Raw genomic sequence first — 14,577 nt, forward strand, 5'->3', positions numbered from 1 at the left:
GAAATGAATATGAAAATTGCCGTGACTGGTGATCTGCATTATCCGGAACTGCATGAGGCGATTGAGTTTATCCGAAAGGATCATCGTGAATTTTTTGAAACGTTCATCGGTCGGTTTTTCTCCATACCTGCAAATTTGTATGTATCCATTGGTGACTTGACCAATATCGGCTCGGCGGAAGAATTGAATGATGTGTATGCGCTTCTCCGAAAATACGATAAACGGTTCATGCATGTCCTTGGCAACCATGATATGTATTCACTAACGCGGAATGAAGTGCTGGCCATCACGGAACAGGACCGCTCCTATGTCATTTCGACAGAACAGGCCGTATTGGCATTCATTGATACCGCCAGGGAAAAAGATTTTAAGGATTGGGGCGGAACGCTCGATGTCCAGCAATTGTCATGGCTGGAAACGGTCATCGAACAATCCGGGGAGCGCCCATTGATTCTCTTTGCCCATCACCCGCCCAACGGAACAACCGCCCGGTCTGAAAAAGACAAGCGGTGCATTCATCCGGATATCCCCATTTGGGACGTGTTAAGCAAAAAGAAAGGGATCGGCCTGTATGTCAATGGGCATAACCACTGCAATTCCATCGTGCAAAAAGGACAATGGACGTTTCTCCAGCTAGCTGCTGTGCTGGATGAACAGGCCGTGCGGACCATTGAAGTCACCGATTCTGAAATCATTATCGATTTCGTCGATGTATCGGATCCGCTTCTGAAAGCAAAAGCGCAGATTATCGGGAATTCCATCCCTTATTTTCTGCTGAACCGGAATTTCGCAGGAACAGAAAGGGATGTCCGGCACGTGATTCCTCTGGTTCCGACGGCTGTCGCGGAATAAAACCACGCAATTTGATGAAAGACAAAGAGAACCCAGCGAATGGCCGCTGGGTTCTTTTCATTGTTTTCATTGCTTAACGATTCTTCAGATATCTCCTTCTCAGCATTTCTCACCGATATTCACTATGCAAAAGTATAAGTGTTTTTTCTCACTGTTTGAGCAAATCGGCATAGACGACCAGCCGCTCTTCATAATGACCGGTGGCTTCATTAAATGGTCCTGTACAAGTGATCAAGTTCAGATGGGATTCCGGACTGGCGCCGAAAATTTTCTCAAGCGGTGCCTCTTCCGGTGCATAGGCGGCCGTTTCCGTGACGATAAATGTCAGGGCCTGCCCTTCTGTTCCTGTGATATGGATTTCATCACCCGGCTTCAGCTTTTTCAGGTTATAGAAAGTGCCGGGGCTCGTCATGCCATCAACGTGCCCTGCCATGACGGCATTCCCTGCACTGCCGGGCATTGCGCCGGGCGCGTACCAGCCGATTTGATAAATATTCGCCGGGGCTTCCATTGCACCTTCACTGGTTACTCCAACTTCAATCACTTCGGCACTTTCACCGATTGCCGGGATCTCGATCAATGCCGGAGTAATGCCGATAAGTTCCGCATCAGTTTCAGCCGAAGATACAGCAGGTTCAACTGCAGGCTTGCCCGGAACTTCAGTCCTTATTTCCTGTACTGTTTCTTCCGCTTCAGGAAGTGCAGGCTGCTTTGCAGGTTTGTTTGCCACTATCCTTTCAGTTACCACACCTGTCCCGTTTTCTGCAGAAATCGGCTCTGTAGCAAAGCCGGGGTTATCATTGATGGTCGTCAGAAGAAACAGAAAGTAGATAAGGAAACCTTTTTTCACGATTCCGCGCATGCAGTTCACCCCTTATGTAGAAAAAAGAGGGGAAACGTTCTCCCCTCTGCATTCATGAAGCTATTCCTGAACTTGCTTTCTTCTTGTGAATACTGTGATGCCAGCAAGAGCCAGTACCGGCAATGTCCACAGGATCCAGTTCAGATTGTTTGAATCAGCTGTGCCGCCCATACCGGTTTCAGGCATGCCCGGCATATCGTCGAACATTTCCGGGAACTGCTGGACAATTGCAGAGCTCAGCAGTTTGGCTGGCATGAACATATGCGCATAGCCTTCACGTGCAATGGTCCATGTCTCTTCGTATTCACCTTCCACATAGCTGTTGAATGTGCCAAGTGCCTGTTCTACGTGTACCTGTAACCCTTGGGAAAGCGTTTCTGCTTCCACACGGTCATTTGTTGCTACACTGATGAACTGGGAGAAATCTTCCCGGTACTGTTCCAATTGTTTCAGTGCTGCTTCTTTTTCTTCCGGATTATCATTGGCTACTGCTTCCACATACTCCATGAAGTACATGATGTGGTTGCTCCAGATATCATAGAACTTTTCTCCAGCTTCTTCTCCGTAGATCGAAGCGATGGCTGCTGCAAGCTGTTCTGTGTTTGCATTCAGCAATTCACGGTTGGCTTCGAAGCCAGGAGCGTCATCATAATTGTTCTGCATCGCCTGCTGCAGAAGTGCAAAATGCTCGGCCAGCAGGAAATTGAAGTCTGTCCGCAGATTTGCTGCATCTGTCACTGCTTCGGTGTGATTGAACATGTCAGCAAATTGATCCGTATAAGCTTTAGAAAGCGACTTACTCACCGTATTCACCAGGTGTTCCATCGCTTCACTTTGAATCGTGTATGCTTCTTCATAGTCTTCAGCTACATAAGCATCATAGCTTCCTGTAACCTGATTGATATGTGTGGTCAGCACTTTTACTACTGTCTCTTCTGTCACACGGCCATTTGTCAGCCGTTCCTGGAATTCACCGGAAATATATGTGTATTCCTGCAGATTGTTGAATGCTTTCTGTCTTTCTTCTTCATTATCATTTGCTACCGCTTCCGCATATTCCATAAAGTATCCGATATGATCCGTCCAGTTTTTGATGAACGTTTCCCCTGCCTCTTCACCATACAACTTAGTGATGGCTGCCTGGATATCATAGCCGTTCTGATACACGGCTTCCAATGCTTCCGCCGCATCCGGATCTCCGTTATATGCTTTACGCATCGCTGTAATGATCAAGTATGCATGCTCGGAAAAAAGGTGATCCGTGCTGGCTCTGAAATCAACGGCCGCTGTGTCTACTTCCGGCTCACTGTCCTGGTGATTGTCTGCAAGTACTGCTCCGCCGCCGATCGGCACCAATAGAACCAGACTCATCAGTGCCACTGCAATGTTCTTAAGCTTCATCAAAAAACCTCCCTGATTTTTTTGATAGCTTCTGCTTTCCCATTATGTATAACTAAGGCGACAGGTTGGAAATCAGTGCTACCGCTTACAAGATTAAAGTACCCCCTGAATTTTTTGATAAACTTTTAATTTGTATGTTAAAAATGTCATTGCCTTGTAATTCAACGCCCAGACTCTTGTACAATAATTAATATATACTGACCAGTGGGAGGATTAAGCAAAGCACCTTACCTCTTTTTCAACTGCAATTAATAAACCCTCTTCAGTTGTCATTTTCATGCTGGCTGCAGTAAATATTTCTATTCTATTGCCTTCTTCAGATTATCGAACCTTTCTTCATTTCCTGTCACTTTTGCTAATGTCTCCAGTTTTCCGAGAAGCAGCCGCTTGTCGATATCATAGATGATGGCTTCCGGCACATTTTCGACTGTATTTTCCACGAAGCGCCAAATATCCGTATGACGGACCGATTCAGATGATTGGGCAAGCATCTGAAGAGCAGACACGATTTCCACAATGATCGGCAAATCCCCTTTAGCATAATGACGGATCAAGCCGAATCCTCTGTAAAGTGACTCCTCGAATCGCTGCTCCCGCGTGATGATCCGGACTTGTTCGTCTTCATCAGCCAAATAAGGAGTGAATGTGATGTATTCATCAATTGTCTGCATAAGATAGGCCAATTGATAAATGGCATTGATGGCGGAACGGGGATCTCCATTCGCCATGGCTTTGATTGCGATCTCCGCCAGTTTGCTCATCGCTGCGTAATTATCCTGAATTTCCGTCTCCTTATTGCCAAACAAGATGAAGTGCTTATACGCTTCTTCGTCCACTTTGTCAGCCCCCGGTCCCCAGTAGGAAAACAGTGAATTCCCACTCAGTATGAAATCACCGATCCGTTTATGGAGCGCAATGACGATATCATCATTGCGGGCTTTTTCTACAATTCCCGGAAAATCCACAAGCTGAATGTATCCGGCATCCGCCGCTTTTACTGTCTTTTCCTGCTGGCGGTATTCCTCTTTTAAATCTCCGGGATGTTCCGTTTTCAGTTTTTCCATATCTTCAGTCAGGGATTTCCGAATGATGTCCTCAGAGATCTTCCGCATATTTCCCGTTACATTATGTACCTGCATCCAATAGATGGCATGGTTGATGAAGAAAAGGAAATTGATCGCTGCGATGAACATGACGAGCACCGTCGTAAGGGGGACAAGAACAAACTCTTCCTGCTGGAAATTATTCATGAACAGCAGGATAACCAGCACATAGACGAAACTGCCGTTGAAGACGCCGACGAAATTCTGCAGCTGCCGGGTCGATACAAAATCCTGCAGCATGCGGGGTGAAAACTGCCCGCTGAATGTAGTCAATACGACAAGCAGGATATTCAATGTGTAAGCAGCGAGCAGCAATAGCGAGCCGATCAATGTGCTTACCAGCAGCTGGGTTGTACTGAAGCTGAAGACGATAAAACCGGTCGGCAAGGCAATATTGAGCCCCAGATCGATAAACAATGTGGTGATCGCCAGCACGATGGCTGCAATGACATATATCAACGGCACACGCCAAAGAGACATGCGCAATTCATATTTCCGCTGCCGTTTAGGCATCAGAAAGTACTTTCTGATTTCCCGCGGCAAGAATTTGGCTGGCATAGGCGGACTCCCCCTTCTGTTATTTTCGCAGCTGTCCGATAATTTCTGTATACCCCGCCAACAGACAGAATAAGATTATTTTCGTTACATGGAACCTGTTTGAATAATCGCCGCCTTGAACGATGCTTCATGGCATTGTACGCTATATAGCAAACGAGGCTGAAGAAGGGAAGTGAGGAAAAATGGATAAAACCGTGTATTTGCTCAGGCATTGTGCAGCTGCAGGCCAGGAACCATCGGCTGAACTGACTGAAGAAGGAAAAGAACAAGCTTTTCAACTTGTGCATTTTTTTAATGACCGGGGCATCAAGTGCATTCTTTCCAGCCCCTATACGCGAGCTGTGCAATCCGTCGAACCGCTGGCCAATCATCTCGGCCTTCCTTTACAGACCGATGAGCGGCTGGCTGAACAGTGGTTGAAGTCGGGGAATATGAAAGAGTGGTTTGTGCGGATTAAAGAGTCAATTCAAAACAGAGAATTGGAAATGACCGGCGGCAAATCGATCGACGATTTGACAGCCGGCGCAATGGAGGTTTTTAAAGAGGCGCCGAACGGAACTGTTCTATGCATCCATGGCAATATAATGGGCCTGATGCTGAAACAGATCGACGGCGTGGCAGGATTCAAGGAATGGATCGGACTGTCGCACCCCGACGTGTACGAAGTGAACGTAAAAGACGGCAATTATCACGTGAAAAGAATCTGGGAATAGAAAAGGCCCGGCAGTTTTGCCGGACCATTGTTTTATAGTTATACCTGAACCATCGCGGCTTCCCGTGTCCAAAGCTGGTCAGGGCGATTGGATGTGAAGAGAACATCGGCGCCATATGAAGCGATCCGGTCAGCTTCCGCCGGATCGTCCACTGTCCAGATGACAATTTCCGTGCCATTGCGCACAAGGCTGTCAATCATCAGCTGATCAATGTATTCCGCATACATGGACACGGACGTCGCCTGGATTTCATTCACCTGCTCTGCCAGGAGAAGTGGAGACCCCATCATGACAAGTGTCCGGCTGATTTCAGGTGCGATTTTCATGCAGGTCTGGAGGCTTTTATGATCAAATGAAATAAGACTGCATTGGTCTTCGAGACCATATCGCCGAATCAGTTCAATTGTCTTCAGCTCGAGCCCGAGGTACAAATCGCCCACTTGCTTCAGCTCGATGTACAGCGGTTTTTGTCCGTTTACGAGCTGCAGCACTTCTTCCAGCGTCGGGATTTCCTCCCCTGCAAATTGCTCATCAAACCAGCTGCCTGCATCGAGCGCTTTCAGTTCAGCCAGTGTTTTATTTTTCAGCGCACCGGTTCCGTTCGTAGTGCGGTCGAGTATTTTATCATGAAAGACAATCGGAACGCCGTCCTTCGTCAGTTGAATATCGATTTCAATCGCATGGATCTTCGGTTCTTCCAATGCCAGTTTAATTGAACTTAATGTGTTTTCCGGTGCAATTCCTGACCAGCCGCGATGAGCCATCAGCGTCTCCACAACAGTTCCCCTCTCATTAGTTAAAGGTTTCTTTCCACTGCCTATTATAATCACTGTTTGTTAATTGCATATGTACGAATTGTAAAGATTTTATGACGGCGCGTTGAACCTTGTCCGGAGACGAAATCCATACAACGATACATATGAAAACCAATAGTACAATAGAAATCAACGGTTGAAAAGAGGAAATTTCAAACGAAATTACCTTTCTGCCGTGTGGACTGCCAGCTTTTCCGTTCTCCGCTCTTCCCTTGTGTTTATAACAGGACTGGGTTCTTGCTAAAAGCCAGTTGCTTTTGCTTCAAGCTCCTCCAAATCAGAAAAAAATCGCCTCCGGCTTCAGTCCTGCTGAATAGATTGGTATAACAAAAAACAGCTATCCGCACCGGATAACTGCTCTGATCACCAGTTCGGATTTGCTCGTTCTTTGAGTTCATCAATTACATCACTGAAACTCCTCTCAGCCATCGAATTCAGCCGGAGAACATACCCTTCGAACGGCAGGTCAGCCGTCACCACACTCGGCACAATCACACAATCCAAGCCGGCACTCACTGCCGCCTTACAGCCATTCACCGAGTCTTCGAATGCAATCGCCTGCTCCGACTGCAGCCCCAGCGCTTCAACTGCTTTTACATACAATTCCGGCGCCGGCTTCACTCGTTCGACATCATCCCGGGTCACCAGTACCTCAAAGTATGACATCAAGCCGAGTGCTGTCAGGAAATGCGTCGCCCAGGCCCTGGAAGAACTCGTTGCCAGCGCAACCCGGTAACCTTGCCGCTTTGCCTCTGCTAAATAGTCCGCCACGCCTTCACGGGCGACCGGATTTTTCATCTTTTCATCGACCAGCCGGGCAGCCTGCGCTTCAATCTCTTCAAATCCGGCCCTGTTGCCGATCAATTCCCGGAAAACTCCATAGAGCACGTCATCGGTCGTGCCGACGCATTCCGCAAAACGGGCAAGCGGCAAGTCCGCTCCATAGGAAGCCACTACCTCTTTGTATGCTTCAAACCATGCCACTTCCGTATCGATAATCAGCCCGTCAAAATCAAATACGACTCCTTTTATCATGCCGTTTCCCACTCTCCTGTCGATAATCAATAATGCATAATCTCTGGCAGAAGTTGCAGCGTCAGTCCATAAGCTTTTTCAGCGCAGCCTCATACACCTCATAATCACTTTGAGAAAACAGGGTCATCACCACTTCGCCGAATTCCCGGCTATCCAGAAATTCAACGATCGTTGAGAGCGCCACAGTCGCTGCCCGGTCAATGGGAAACCGGTAAATCCCGGTTGAAATTGAGGGGAAGGAAATGCTGTGGATTCCATGCGCCGCCGCAAGCTGCAACGAATTGCGGTAGCAGTCTGCAAGCAGCTTATCCTTCCCTTCTTTGCCGCTCCACACCGGACCGACCGTATGAATCACGAAGCTTGCCGGCAGCCTGTACCCTTTTGTGATGACCGCTTTCCCGGTCGGCAGCTTCTCTCCGTTCAGCTGTTCCTGCCGGATTTGCCGGCATTCCGCGAGCAGTTCCGGCCCTGCCGCCCGGTGGATGGCACCATCAACTCCACCGCCACCGAGCAGGGTGCCATTTGCGGCGTTGACAATCGCTTCGGTTTCCTGTTTCGTAATATCGCCGGTTATCAATTTCAATGCATTGCCGTTTATCTCTATTTGCATATGCTTACCCCTTTCCTTATTCCTTGTTCGTTACCTTACCCGGAAACGGAAATCGGAAAAACTGAAAGAGTGCTGGCAGTCTTCACTTTACTGAAATGAAAAAAGAACAGCCTTAACTTGACTGTTCCTGATTTGTTCATTTTTCACCGAACGCAATGCTGATGCCGATCAAGGTGAAAAGCGCTCCCTGTAAGACGTTCAATTTTCTGGACATCGCTGGACTGCGGTTCAAGAACCGCCCGATTTCACCTGCAAAAACGCTGATCAGCGAAAAGATGACAAGTGCCTGGATAATGAAGAGAAAACCATAGCCGATCATCTGCAGGCTGATGCTGCCTGCACTGTAATCGATGAACTGCGGGAAAAGCGCCAGGAAAAACAGCGAGACTTTCGGATTCAGCAAGTTCATGATGACGCCCCGCTTATACAGCGACGGATAGTCAAGCGCACGTCTGGCCTTTAGATCAAAGCTGCCGCCTCCCGCCCGGAACGATTGACAGGCAAGATACAGCAAATAAGCGGCGCCTGCATACTTCACGATCGCAAAAGCAACCGCCGACTGATAGACGATGGCGGAAATTCCGATGGCTGCCGCTGTGATGTGGGCAATAAGCCCACTGCATAACCCGAGTGCCGTCGCAATGCCCGCCTTTTTATCCTGCGCAATGCTCTGGGCCAGCACGAACAGATTATCGGGTCCAGGCATAAGCGTCAATAGTACCGCCGCTCCGAGGAATGAGATGACCGATGTCAGATCCATATCGCCGCTTCCTTTCAAAATGAGTTGGAGTCATTATAGCAGAAGAACACCGGATGCACGTTGCTGAAAAAGAAAAATCCGCAAAAAAACAGAGGGCGGATTAACCTTGCCCCCAGTCTGATATCAAGTCATTCATCTTGTTCCTTCATTTGTTCGCGGATCCCGCCTGAAACGCCGGTTCCTTCCGCCATCGGTTCATGCAATGCCCCCGACGTCGGACCGGCAGGCGGTGCCTGCTGGATGAGTTTCTGCACATATTTGGCATTGAGAGTTTCCGTCGATTTCGGCAGGAATTTATGTGAAAGGACCGTACCTGACACTTTCGTTTCCACATCGACGCTTTTCTGCGGCTTATCGATGAGTCCAATCAGAACCTCGACCACGACTTCCGGTCCGTCCATCGGTTTCAGCTGTGCCCGGTGGCCGGTGTAATTGCCGGTATGGATGAACCAGGGAGTGTCCGTCGCCCAAGGATGCAGCGTGCATACATGGATATCGCCATAGCCTTCAAGCGCAATTTCCTCATGCAGCGCTTCTGTCAGTCCGGTCACTGCAAATTTCGTCGCGCTGTATGGCATATAGTACGGAAACGGAATCCGGCTGGCGATCGATCCGGTATTGATCAGCGTCCCGTACCCCTGTTCCTTGAACTGGCGCAAGGCGAAATGGCTGCCGATCACCATGCCGAAGACGTTGATTTCGACGACCCGCCGCATATCTTCTGCCGGCACTTCCGTGTAAGGCCCGATCAGTCCGATCGCCGCGTTGTTGATCCACACATCGATCTTGCCGAATTTGTCCATCGCCGTCCGGTACAGCCGCTCCACATCTTCTTCCTTACTGACATCCGCTGTCACAGCTGTTGCATTCGGACCCAATTCGGCCGCCATGTCTTCAATCACTTCCGTCCGGCGGGCTGCGAATATTACGCTGGCCCCTTCTTTTATCAGCTGTTCTGTCACGCCCCGTCCGATGCCGCTCGAGGCCCCGGCGATGACGACGGTCAGCCCGTCGCGCGATTTTGTCTCTGCCATTCTGTTCCCTCCCGTCTAGTCATCCTTCTTCCCTGCATCTTCTTTCCGTCTCCTGTCCCGGTTGCCGCCGGAAACGTCCACACCTTCCGGAATCGCTTCGTGAAGGCTGCCCGCTGTATTTTCTGCGGGCGGTGCCGCCTGAAGCAATTCCCACAGAATCAGGCCGGTCATCCTGTCGGTGAATCCCGGCACCACATTGTGGCCTGCCACCACGGCTTTCGATTTGATGCCGACTTCCACGCTTTCCGCCGGTTCACCGATCAGGCCGATCACCGTATCAATGACGATTTCCGGATCATCCATTGGCCACACATCGATCTGATGGCCGGTGTAATTGCCGGCATGCGTTGTCCACGGCGTATCTGTGACCCACGGGTGTACCGAACTGATATGAATATCATCATAGCCTTCCGCTTCCATTTCCTGATGAAGCCCGGCTGTCAGTCCTGCAATTCCGCGTTTCGTCGCGCTATAGACGGCACCGAACGGCATCGGCACTTTGCTAATGAATGAAGACATATTGATGAGCGTGCCGTGCCGGGTCTCCTTAAAGTGGCGAAGCGCACAGCGGCTGCCGATCATCATGCCGAACAAATTCGTCTCCACCATGCGGAGTTGATCACGCAGCGGGATTTCAGTGAATGAGCCAAGTGCTCCGAGCCCCGCATTATTGATCCACACATCCAGCCGGCCAAACGCGGACAGCGCTGTTTCAGTTAATCGGCTCATGTCTTCTTCCTTGCTGACATCCGTCGTTACTGCAATAGCGTTCGGACCGATTTCCTGCGCCATCCCCTCGATCAAATACGTTCTGCGCGCTGCCAGTACGACATTCGCGCCTTCTTCCGCCAGCCGCAGAGCAATCCCTTTTCCGAATCCGCTCGATGCGCCGGTGATGACCACCGTCAGCCCTTCTCTGGATCTCCTGTTTGACACAAGAACGCCTCCGTTCCTATTCTTCCCGCTGCTCCCGTTCCATCCGCTCCCGGTTGCCGCCGGAGACACCCGTCCCTTCTGCAACCGGTTCATGGAGATTGCCGGATGTATGTGGTGCCGGCGGTGCGCCTTCTTCCATCTGCAGCATGCTTTTTCCGGTGAGTTTCGATGTCAGGTTCGCCAGCAGGTCTCCGCCTGTAGCCGCCCCTTTCACTTTTACCCCGATTTCCACGCTTTCTTCCGGATCGTCGATCAGACCGATAATGGCATCGATCACTGTCTCCGGATCATCCATCGGCTTCAGGCTGATTTCATGGCCGGTATAATTTCCGGCATGCACCGTCCACGGCGTGTCGGTCACCCACGGATGGACCATGCAGACGTGGATGTCCTTCCAGTCCTCCAACGCCATTTCCTGATACAGTCCAGCCGTCAGTCCTGCAATGGCCTGCTTTGATCCGGTATAGGCGGCAGCGAACGGCGTCGTCACTTTGCTGGAAAAAGAAGCAATATTGATCAACGTGCCATGCCCTTGTTCTTTGAATTGCCGCAGGGCCAGCCGGCTGCCGTACATTTCACCGAGCAAATTTGTCTCGATCGTGCGGAGATGGTCGCGCAGCGGCGCTTCCGTAAACGAACCGAATACGCCCGTTCCGGCATTATTGATCCACACATCAATCTTTCCAAAAGCTTTCATTGTCTCGTTGAATAAGTTTTCCATGTCTTCTTCTCTGCTGACGTCTGTCGTCACGGCAATGGCATTCGTCCCAAGCCGGTTAGCCAGTTTCGAAATCACATCCGTCCGGCGGGCAGCGAGAGTAACGTTCGCTCCCTGTGCCGCCAGCCGTTCCGCAGTGCCTCTGCCGATTCCGCTTGATACGCCGGTGATGACGACCGTTAGCCCTTCCCGAATACCCTGTTCTTCCATAAACGTACCGTCCCCCATCGTTTTGACGTTATCTTTCTGTACCCCTTGTTTTCAGGAGATAACCCGGTAACCAGAAAACCCGCTGACCTTCAAATGGGATCGGCGGGTTTTCTATATGTATCTACACTGGCATCATTTTCCGGCTCCAGCTTTTCAGCACAGCTTGTTCCTTTCCGGGGTCAAGCCCCGCTTTTCGTTCCGTCTCCGTCCGGGCCGATTCCCAGGTTAGTGTGTCCCACATTATTTCACGGAGCGGTTGGAATGTCAGCCCTTCATTTGTCGCCCGCTGACCTCCATCGGCAGGAAGCTGGATTTCCTCATCCACCCACGTGTACATGCTCGCTGCTCCGCCAGCTGCCTGACACGTATTCCAGAATTTCCCCATTATCAAAACTTCAGCGGGGCTGGTCGCGTCGAATGTGCCCGATACTTGCTATTTCTATAGGCTGTTTAGGAAAGCTCCGTGCTTCTCCCGGCATTCATTATTCTACCAAAATAAAAAAAACACACGAGCCCTTTTGTAAAAAGGACAAGTGTGTTTGATCTCGTGGTTCCATTCAGCTTTCCGTCTCCCGCTGATTGCAGCATGGGACGGCTCTGTACTCAGCATTAACGCAGCTGCCGCGGCACTGATTACTCATTATTCACCAGCGCTGCTCGAAGGAGGTATATTTTCCGGCTCAGTTAGGAAGCTTGCACCGTCGCTTTCCCTCTCTGGGAACCGGCCTGGAAAACACTTGTCCTTGTCATCGCATTTAATATTATCTTGAAATTAATATATAAGACGATAACAGTTTCGTCAACAGTTTTTGTTCATATCTCCAGAATATATTGAAAAAATGTGACAGATTTCTCCTGCTGTCTCACGTTTTCTTCCTGTCTGTTCATTTGTCGAAATCCATTATTCTCCAATACCTTTTGAGAAGCGAAATTGGTTGATGTCGTTTTAGCCTTGATGCGCTTGATGCCCGGTTCCTTCGCCAACAGCGATCGCACAGCATTCCGGCCGATTCCTTTTCCTGTGAAATTCTCGCCGATCCGGAAGCCGAGTTCCGCTTCCTGAATCGCCGGATCAATATCGATCAGATTGATGCGGCCGACGAGCTGTCCATCACTGGACCAGATCAGGTAAAAACGGGAAAGTCCTTGCGCTTGCTCAGCCAATAGCTCCTCATGTCTGACTTTGAAGACGGCCGGATCATAATAGGCCTCGCCCCGGCTTGGCACCGACTGTTCGAAAAGTGACCGGTTCCGGCGCTCGAAGTCCAGCAACGTCCCGGCGTCTTGTTCTTCCAGCAGCTTAATGACGATATCCATATCCTCACCTCAATCTTCCCATGACGACTGTATTATAAAATTTGCCATCCGACAGGGTTTTGTCGTTGACCAACACACCTTCTGCTTGAAACCCCAGTTCCTCATATAAGCGGATGGCCGGTTCGTTGGTTTCCAATACATTCAAAGTCAGCTTTGCAAGTCCGCTTTCGTCAGCCCATTTGATGGATTCACTCAAAAGATTCTTCCCAATGCCATTACCCCAGTAGGCTTTCAAGACGCCGATTCCAAACTCCGCTTTATGTGCAAACCGCTTCAGTTCATTTCCTTCACAGCGTGAGAACCCGACAATCCGGCCATCTGCGATAGCCACCAGGAACAAGTTCCGATCACTCTCTGTGTCCGATCGGATCAATTGTTCGAATCCCGATGCATCGATGAATCCTTCCCCCGGTTCCCGGTCCAGGTTTTCCGTCTCGCTGTCCATCTGGAGCCGGAGCTGAGACAGTTCCGCTGCATCTTCCTGTCGGGCAGAGCGGATGAGATAAGGGAGTCCGTTTCTGCAGAATCGTTGTTCGGCTACTTTCATCCCTTATTCAGCTCCAATTGTGCGATTCTCTTCCAAGCCTTCACAAAACTTTCGGCCATCAGTTCCGCTTCCATGTGCTGCGACCCGACCTGTTCGAGAAAATATGAACTTTGATACGCATACTTGATTGGCGCAACGGCTGCCATATAATCGAACATCGTGATCAACCGGTCGTTTCGCACGTTGGGATCAAGTGCCAGCAGGTAAGCGTCCCGAAGCTGTAGCTGTGCAGCCGACCATTGGATTTTATGCTTATGGCCGCTGTAGCTGTTCTCGAATTCCGCTGCTTCGTCCAGCAGCTTCTCCAGTGAAAATAACGGACAGCTGATCACCGCTTCCTCGAAATCAAAGACGATGACTTCCCCGCCTTTAGTACGAATAGCGTTATTGCTGTGCAGATCCAAGTGGTCGATGGAATACGGAAGCGAAAACCCGTCCAGCTGACCGCATAATTCAGCCATGGCTGACGCCATCCGATCGAGAATACCGGCATCGCAGATCGCCAGCAAGTCCTCTTTTCCATCCAGATTGTTTTTAATCAGCTGCTCCTGCTGCGCCGTCCATTGCGGCCGATAGACATTCTTGGCATGTTCGACAAAAACCGGCAGCTGCACAGCGAGATGCCGCAATGAATAATAGGGAATGGCATGTTCATTGGCAATCGGCGTAAACTGTTTCTGAAGGTCAGCCATCTGCTTGGCTATATCGATTAATGCATTCAAATTCGCTTCCTCACGGATAAGATGGCCGGAAAATTTTTCAAACAGAAGCCAAGTCAATCCGTCTTCTGTCTTCCCATTGATATATACAGGCACCGCCCCGGAGTTCAGCTGGGACAATGCCGTATAGATCGCCGGAGATGACTGAAAGATCGGCAGAAATGCAATCTTACAGACCACTTCCTGCACGGAATGCCCGTTATATACATGAAATGACGCAGTAATGCCCCAGTCATTCGACCTAAAAATTGTAATCGGCCCTTCCACTTTCCTTGAATCAGGAATGGAAGAAGCAATCCACTCCCTAACATCTTCCAATCGCACACGGTCATTCCATTTTAACTCAGCCATCGAAACCCCTCCAAAAGAACTAGTGCTCCCGGCGCC

At 49.9% G+C, this 14,577-nt stretch carries 16 protein-coding genes; 2 read left to right on the forward strand and 14 right to left on the reverse strand.

All coding sequences use genetic code 11. The features are described from left to right. The first annotated feature begins 3 nt into the window (after positions 1-3). Positions 4-852: a metallophosphoesterase family protein gene (locus B0X71_RS16555; protein WP_077590461.1), complete on the forward strand. Its 849-nt coding sequence runs from the start codon at positions 4-6 to the stop codon at positions 850-852. 148 nt (positions 853-1,000) lie between these two features. On the opposite strand, the gene B0X71_RS16560 is transcribed toward B0X71_RS16555, so the two are convergent. The 3 genes from B0X71_RS16560 to B0X71_RS16570 all read right to left on the reverse strand — a co-directional run bounded on the left by B0X71_RS16560 (position 1,001) and on the right by B0X71_RS16570 (position 4,776). After that, positions 1,001-1,714: a class F sortase gene (locus B0X71_RS16560; protein WP_077590462.1), complete on the reverse strand. Its 714-nt coding sequence runs from the start codon at positions 1,712-1,714 to the stop codon at positions 1,001-1,003. Between the two features lie 60 nt (positions 1,715-1,774). Next, complete coding sequence (locus B0X71_RS16565; protein ID WP_077590463.1) at positions 1,775-3,115, reverse strand: copper amine oxidase; 1,341 nt, start codon at positions 3,113-3,115, stop codon at positions 1,775-1,777. A 299-nt stretch (positions 3,116-3,414) separates the two neighbouring features. Next, a complete protein-coding gene (locus B0X71_RS16570) occupies positions 3,415-4,776 on the reverse strand; it encodes a DUF2254 domain-containing protein (RefSeq protein WP_077590464.1) in 1,362 nt (453 codons plus the stop codon). A 182-nt stretch (positions 4,777-4,958) separates the two neighbouring features. Here B0X71_RS16570 and B0X71_RS16575 point away from each other — a divergent pair, with 182 nt between their 5' ends. Continuing rightward, complete coding sequence (locus B0X71_RS16575) at positions 4,959-5,489, forward strand: histidine phosphatase family protein (protein WP_077590465.1); 531 nt, start codon at positions 4,959-4,961, stop codon at positions 5,487-5,489. Between the two features lie 38 nt (positions 5,490-5,527). Here B0X71_RS16575 and B0X71_RS16580 read toward each other — a convergent pair whose 3' ends face one another. The 11 genes from B0X71_RS16580 to B0X71_RS16630 form a co-directional block, all read right to left on the reverse strand. Next, a complete protein-coding gene (locus tag B0X71_RS16580) occupies positions 5,528-6,265 on the reverse strand; it encodes a glycerophosphodiester phosphodiesterase (RefSeq protein WP_077590466.1) in 738 nt (245 codons plus the stop codon). A 402-nt stretch (positions 6,266-6,667) separates the two neighbouring features. Then, the gene (locus tag B0X71_RS16585) at positions 6,668-7,339 is read right to left on the reverse strand and encodes an HAD family hydrolase (RefSeq protein ID WP_077590467.1); all 672 of its coding nucleotides are present in this window, start codon (positions 7,337-7,339) and stop codon (positions 6,668-6,670) included. Positions 7,340-7,400: 61 nt separating this feature from the next. Then, positions 7,401-7,949, reverse strand: coding sequence for an O-acetyl-ADP-ribose deacetylase (locus B0X71_RS16590; RefSeq protein WP_077590468.1), 549 nt, complete (start codon positions 7,947-7,949; stop codon positions 7,401-7,403). 136 nt (positions 7,950-8,085) lie between these two features. Then, positions 8,086-8,709: a LysE family translocator gene (locus B0X71_RS16595; RefSeq protein WP_077590469.1), complete on the reverse strand. Its 624-nt coding sequence runs from the start codon at positions 8,707-8,709 to the stop codon at positions 8,086-8,088. Between the two features lie 128 nt (positions 8,710-8,837). Then, positions 8,838-9,743 (reverse strand): SDR family NAD(P)-dependent oxidoreductase, encoded by a 906-nt coding sequence (locus tag B0X71_RS16600; RefSeq protein WP_077590470.1) that lies wholly within the window; start codon positions 9,741-9,743, stop codon positions 8,838-8,840. A 15-nt stretch (positions 9,744-9,758) separates the two neighbouring features. Next, a complete protein-coding gene (locus B0X71_RS16605) occupies positions 9,759-10,679 on the reverse strand; it encodes an SDR family NAD(P)-dependent oxidoreductase (RefSeq protein ID WP_232336724.1) in 921 nt (306 codons plus the stop codon). A 16-nt stretch (positions 10,680-10,695) separates the two neighbouring features. Then, positions 10,696-11,607, reverse strand: coding sequence for an SDR family NAD(P)-dependent oxidoreductase (locus B0X71_RS16610; protein ID WP_077590472.1), 912 nt, complete (start codon positions 11,605-11,607; stop codon positions 10,696-10,698). A gap of 121 nt (positions 11,608-11,728) precedes the next feature. Beyond that, the gene (locus B0X71_RS16615) at positions 11,729-11,992 is read right to left on the reverse strand and encodes a hypothetical protein (protein ID WP_077590473.1); all 264 of its coding nucleotides are present in this window, start codon (positions 11,990-11,992) and stop codon (positions 11,729-11,731) included. A gap of 428 nt (positions 11,993-12,420) precedes the next feature. Then, positions 12,421-12,924: a GNAT family N-acetyltransferase gene (locus tag B0X71_RS16620; RefSeq protein ID WP_077590474.1), complete on the reverse strand. Its 504-nt coding sequence runs from the start codon at positions 12,922-12,924 to the stop codon at positions 12,421-12,423. 4 nt (positions 12,925-12,928) lie between these two features. Further along, the gene (locus B0X71_RS16625; RefSeq protein ID WP_077590475.1) at positions 12,929-13,471 is read right to left on the reverse strand and encodes a GNAT family N-acetyltransferase; all 543 of its coding nucleotides are present in this window, start codon (positions 13,469-13,471) and stop codon (positions 12,929-12,931) included. Next, complete coding sequence (locus B0X71_RS16630) at positions 13,468-14,541, reverse strand: phosphotransferase (RefSeq protein ID WP_077590476.1); 1,074 nt, start codon at positions 14,539-14,541, stop codon at positions 13,468-13,470. The genes B0X71_RS16625 and B0X71_RS16630 overlap by 4 nt, the downstream gene beginning before the upstream one ends. Positions 14,542-14,577: the final 36 nt, after the last annotated feature.

Source organism: Planococcus lenghuensis (genome assembly GCF_001999905.1).
In the GTDB taxonomy this organism is placed as follows: domain Bacteria; phylum Bacillota; class Bacilli; order Bacillales_A; family Planococcaceae; genus Indiicoccus; species Indiicoccus lenghuensis.

Excerpts from the sequence above, each read along its gene's own strand:
- B0X71_RS16555 (WP_077590461.1), top strand. The coding sequence starts at position 4 with ATGAATATGAAAATTGCCGTGACTGGTGATCTGCATTATCCGGAACTG.
- B0X71_RS16560 (WP_077590462.1), bottom strand. The coding sequence starts at position 1,714 with ATGCGCGGAATCGTGAAAAAAGGTTTCCTTATCTACTTTCTGTTTCTT.
- B0X71_RS16565 (WP_077590463.1), bottom strand. The coding sequence starts at position 3,115 with ATGAAGCTTAAGAACATTGCAGTGGCACTGATGAGTCTGGTTCTATTG.
- B0X71_RS16570 (WP_077590464.1), bottom strand. The coding sequence starts at position 4,776 with ATGCCAGCCAAATTCTTGCCGCGGGAAATCAGAAAGTACTTTCTGATG.
- B0X71_RS16575 (WP_077590465.1), top strand. The coding sequence starts at position 4,959 with ATGGATAAAACCGTGTATTTGCTCAGGCATTGTGCAGCTGCAGGCCAG.
- B0X71_RS16585 (WP_077590467.1), bottom strand. The coding sequence starts at position 7,339 with ATGATAAAAGGAGTCGTATTTGATTTTGACGGGCTGATTATCGATACG.
- B0X71_RS16590 (WP_077590468.1), bottom strand. The coding sequence starts at position 7,949 with ATGCAAATAGAGATAAACGGCAATGCATTGAAATTGATAACCGGCGAT.
- B0X71_RS16595 (WP_077590469.1), bottom strand. The coding sequence starts at position 8,709 with ATGGATCTGACATCGGTCATCTCATTCCTCGGAGCGGCGGTACTATTG.
- B0X71_RS16600 (WP_077590470.1), bottom strand. The coding sequence starts at position 9,743 with ATGGCAGAGACAAAATCGCGCGACGGGCTGACCGTCGTCATCGCCGGG.
- B0X71_RS16610 (WP_077590472.1), bottom strand. The coding sequence starts at position 11,607 with ATGGAAGAACAGGGTATTCGGGAAGGGCTAACGGTCGTCATCACCGGC.
- B0X71_RS16615 (WP_077590473.1), bottom strand. The coding sequence starts at position 11,992 with ATGGGGAAATTCTGGAATACGTGTCAGGCAGCTGGCGGAGCAGCGAGC.
- B0X71_RS16620 (WP_077590474.1), bottom strand. The coding sequence starts at position 12,924 with ATGGATATCGTCATTAAGCTGCTGGAAGAACAAGACGCCGGGACGTTG.
- B0X71_RS16625 (WP_077590475.1), bottom strand. The coding sequence starts at position 13,471 with ATGAAAGTAGCCGAACAACGATTCTGCAGAAACGGACTCCCTTATCTC.
- B0X71_RS16630 (WP_077590476.1), bottom strand. The coding sequence starts at position 14,541 with ATGGCTGAGTTAAAATGGAATGACCGTGTGCGATTGGAAGATGTTAGG.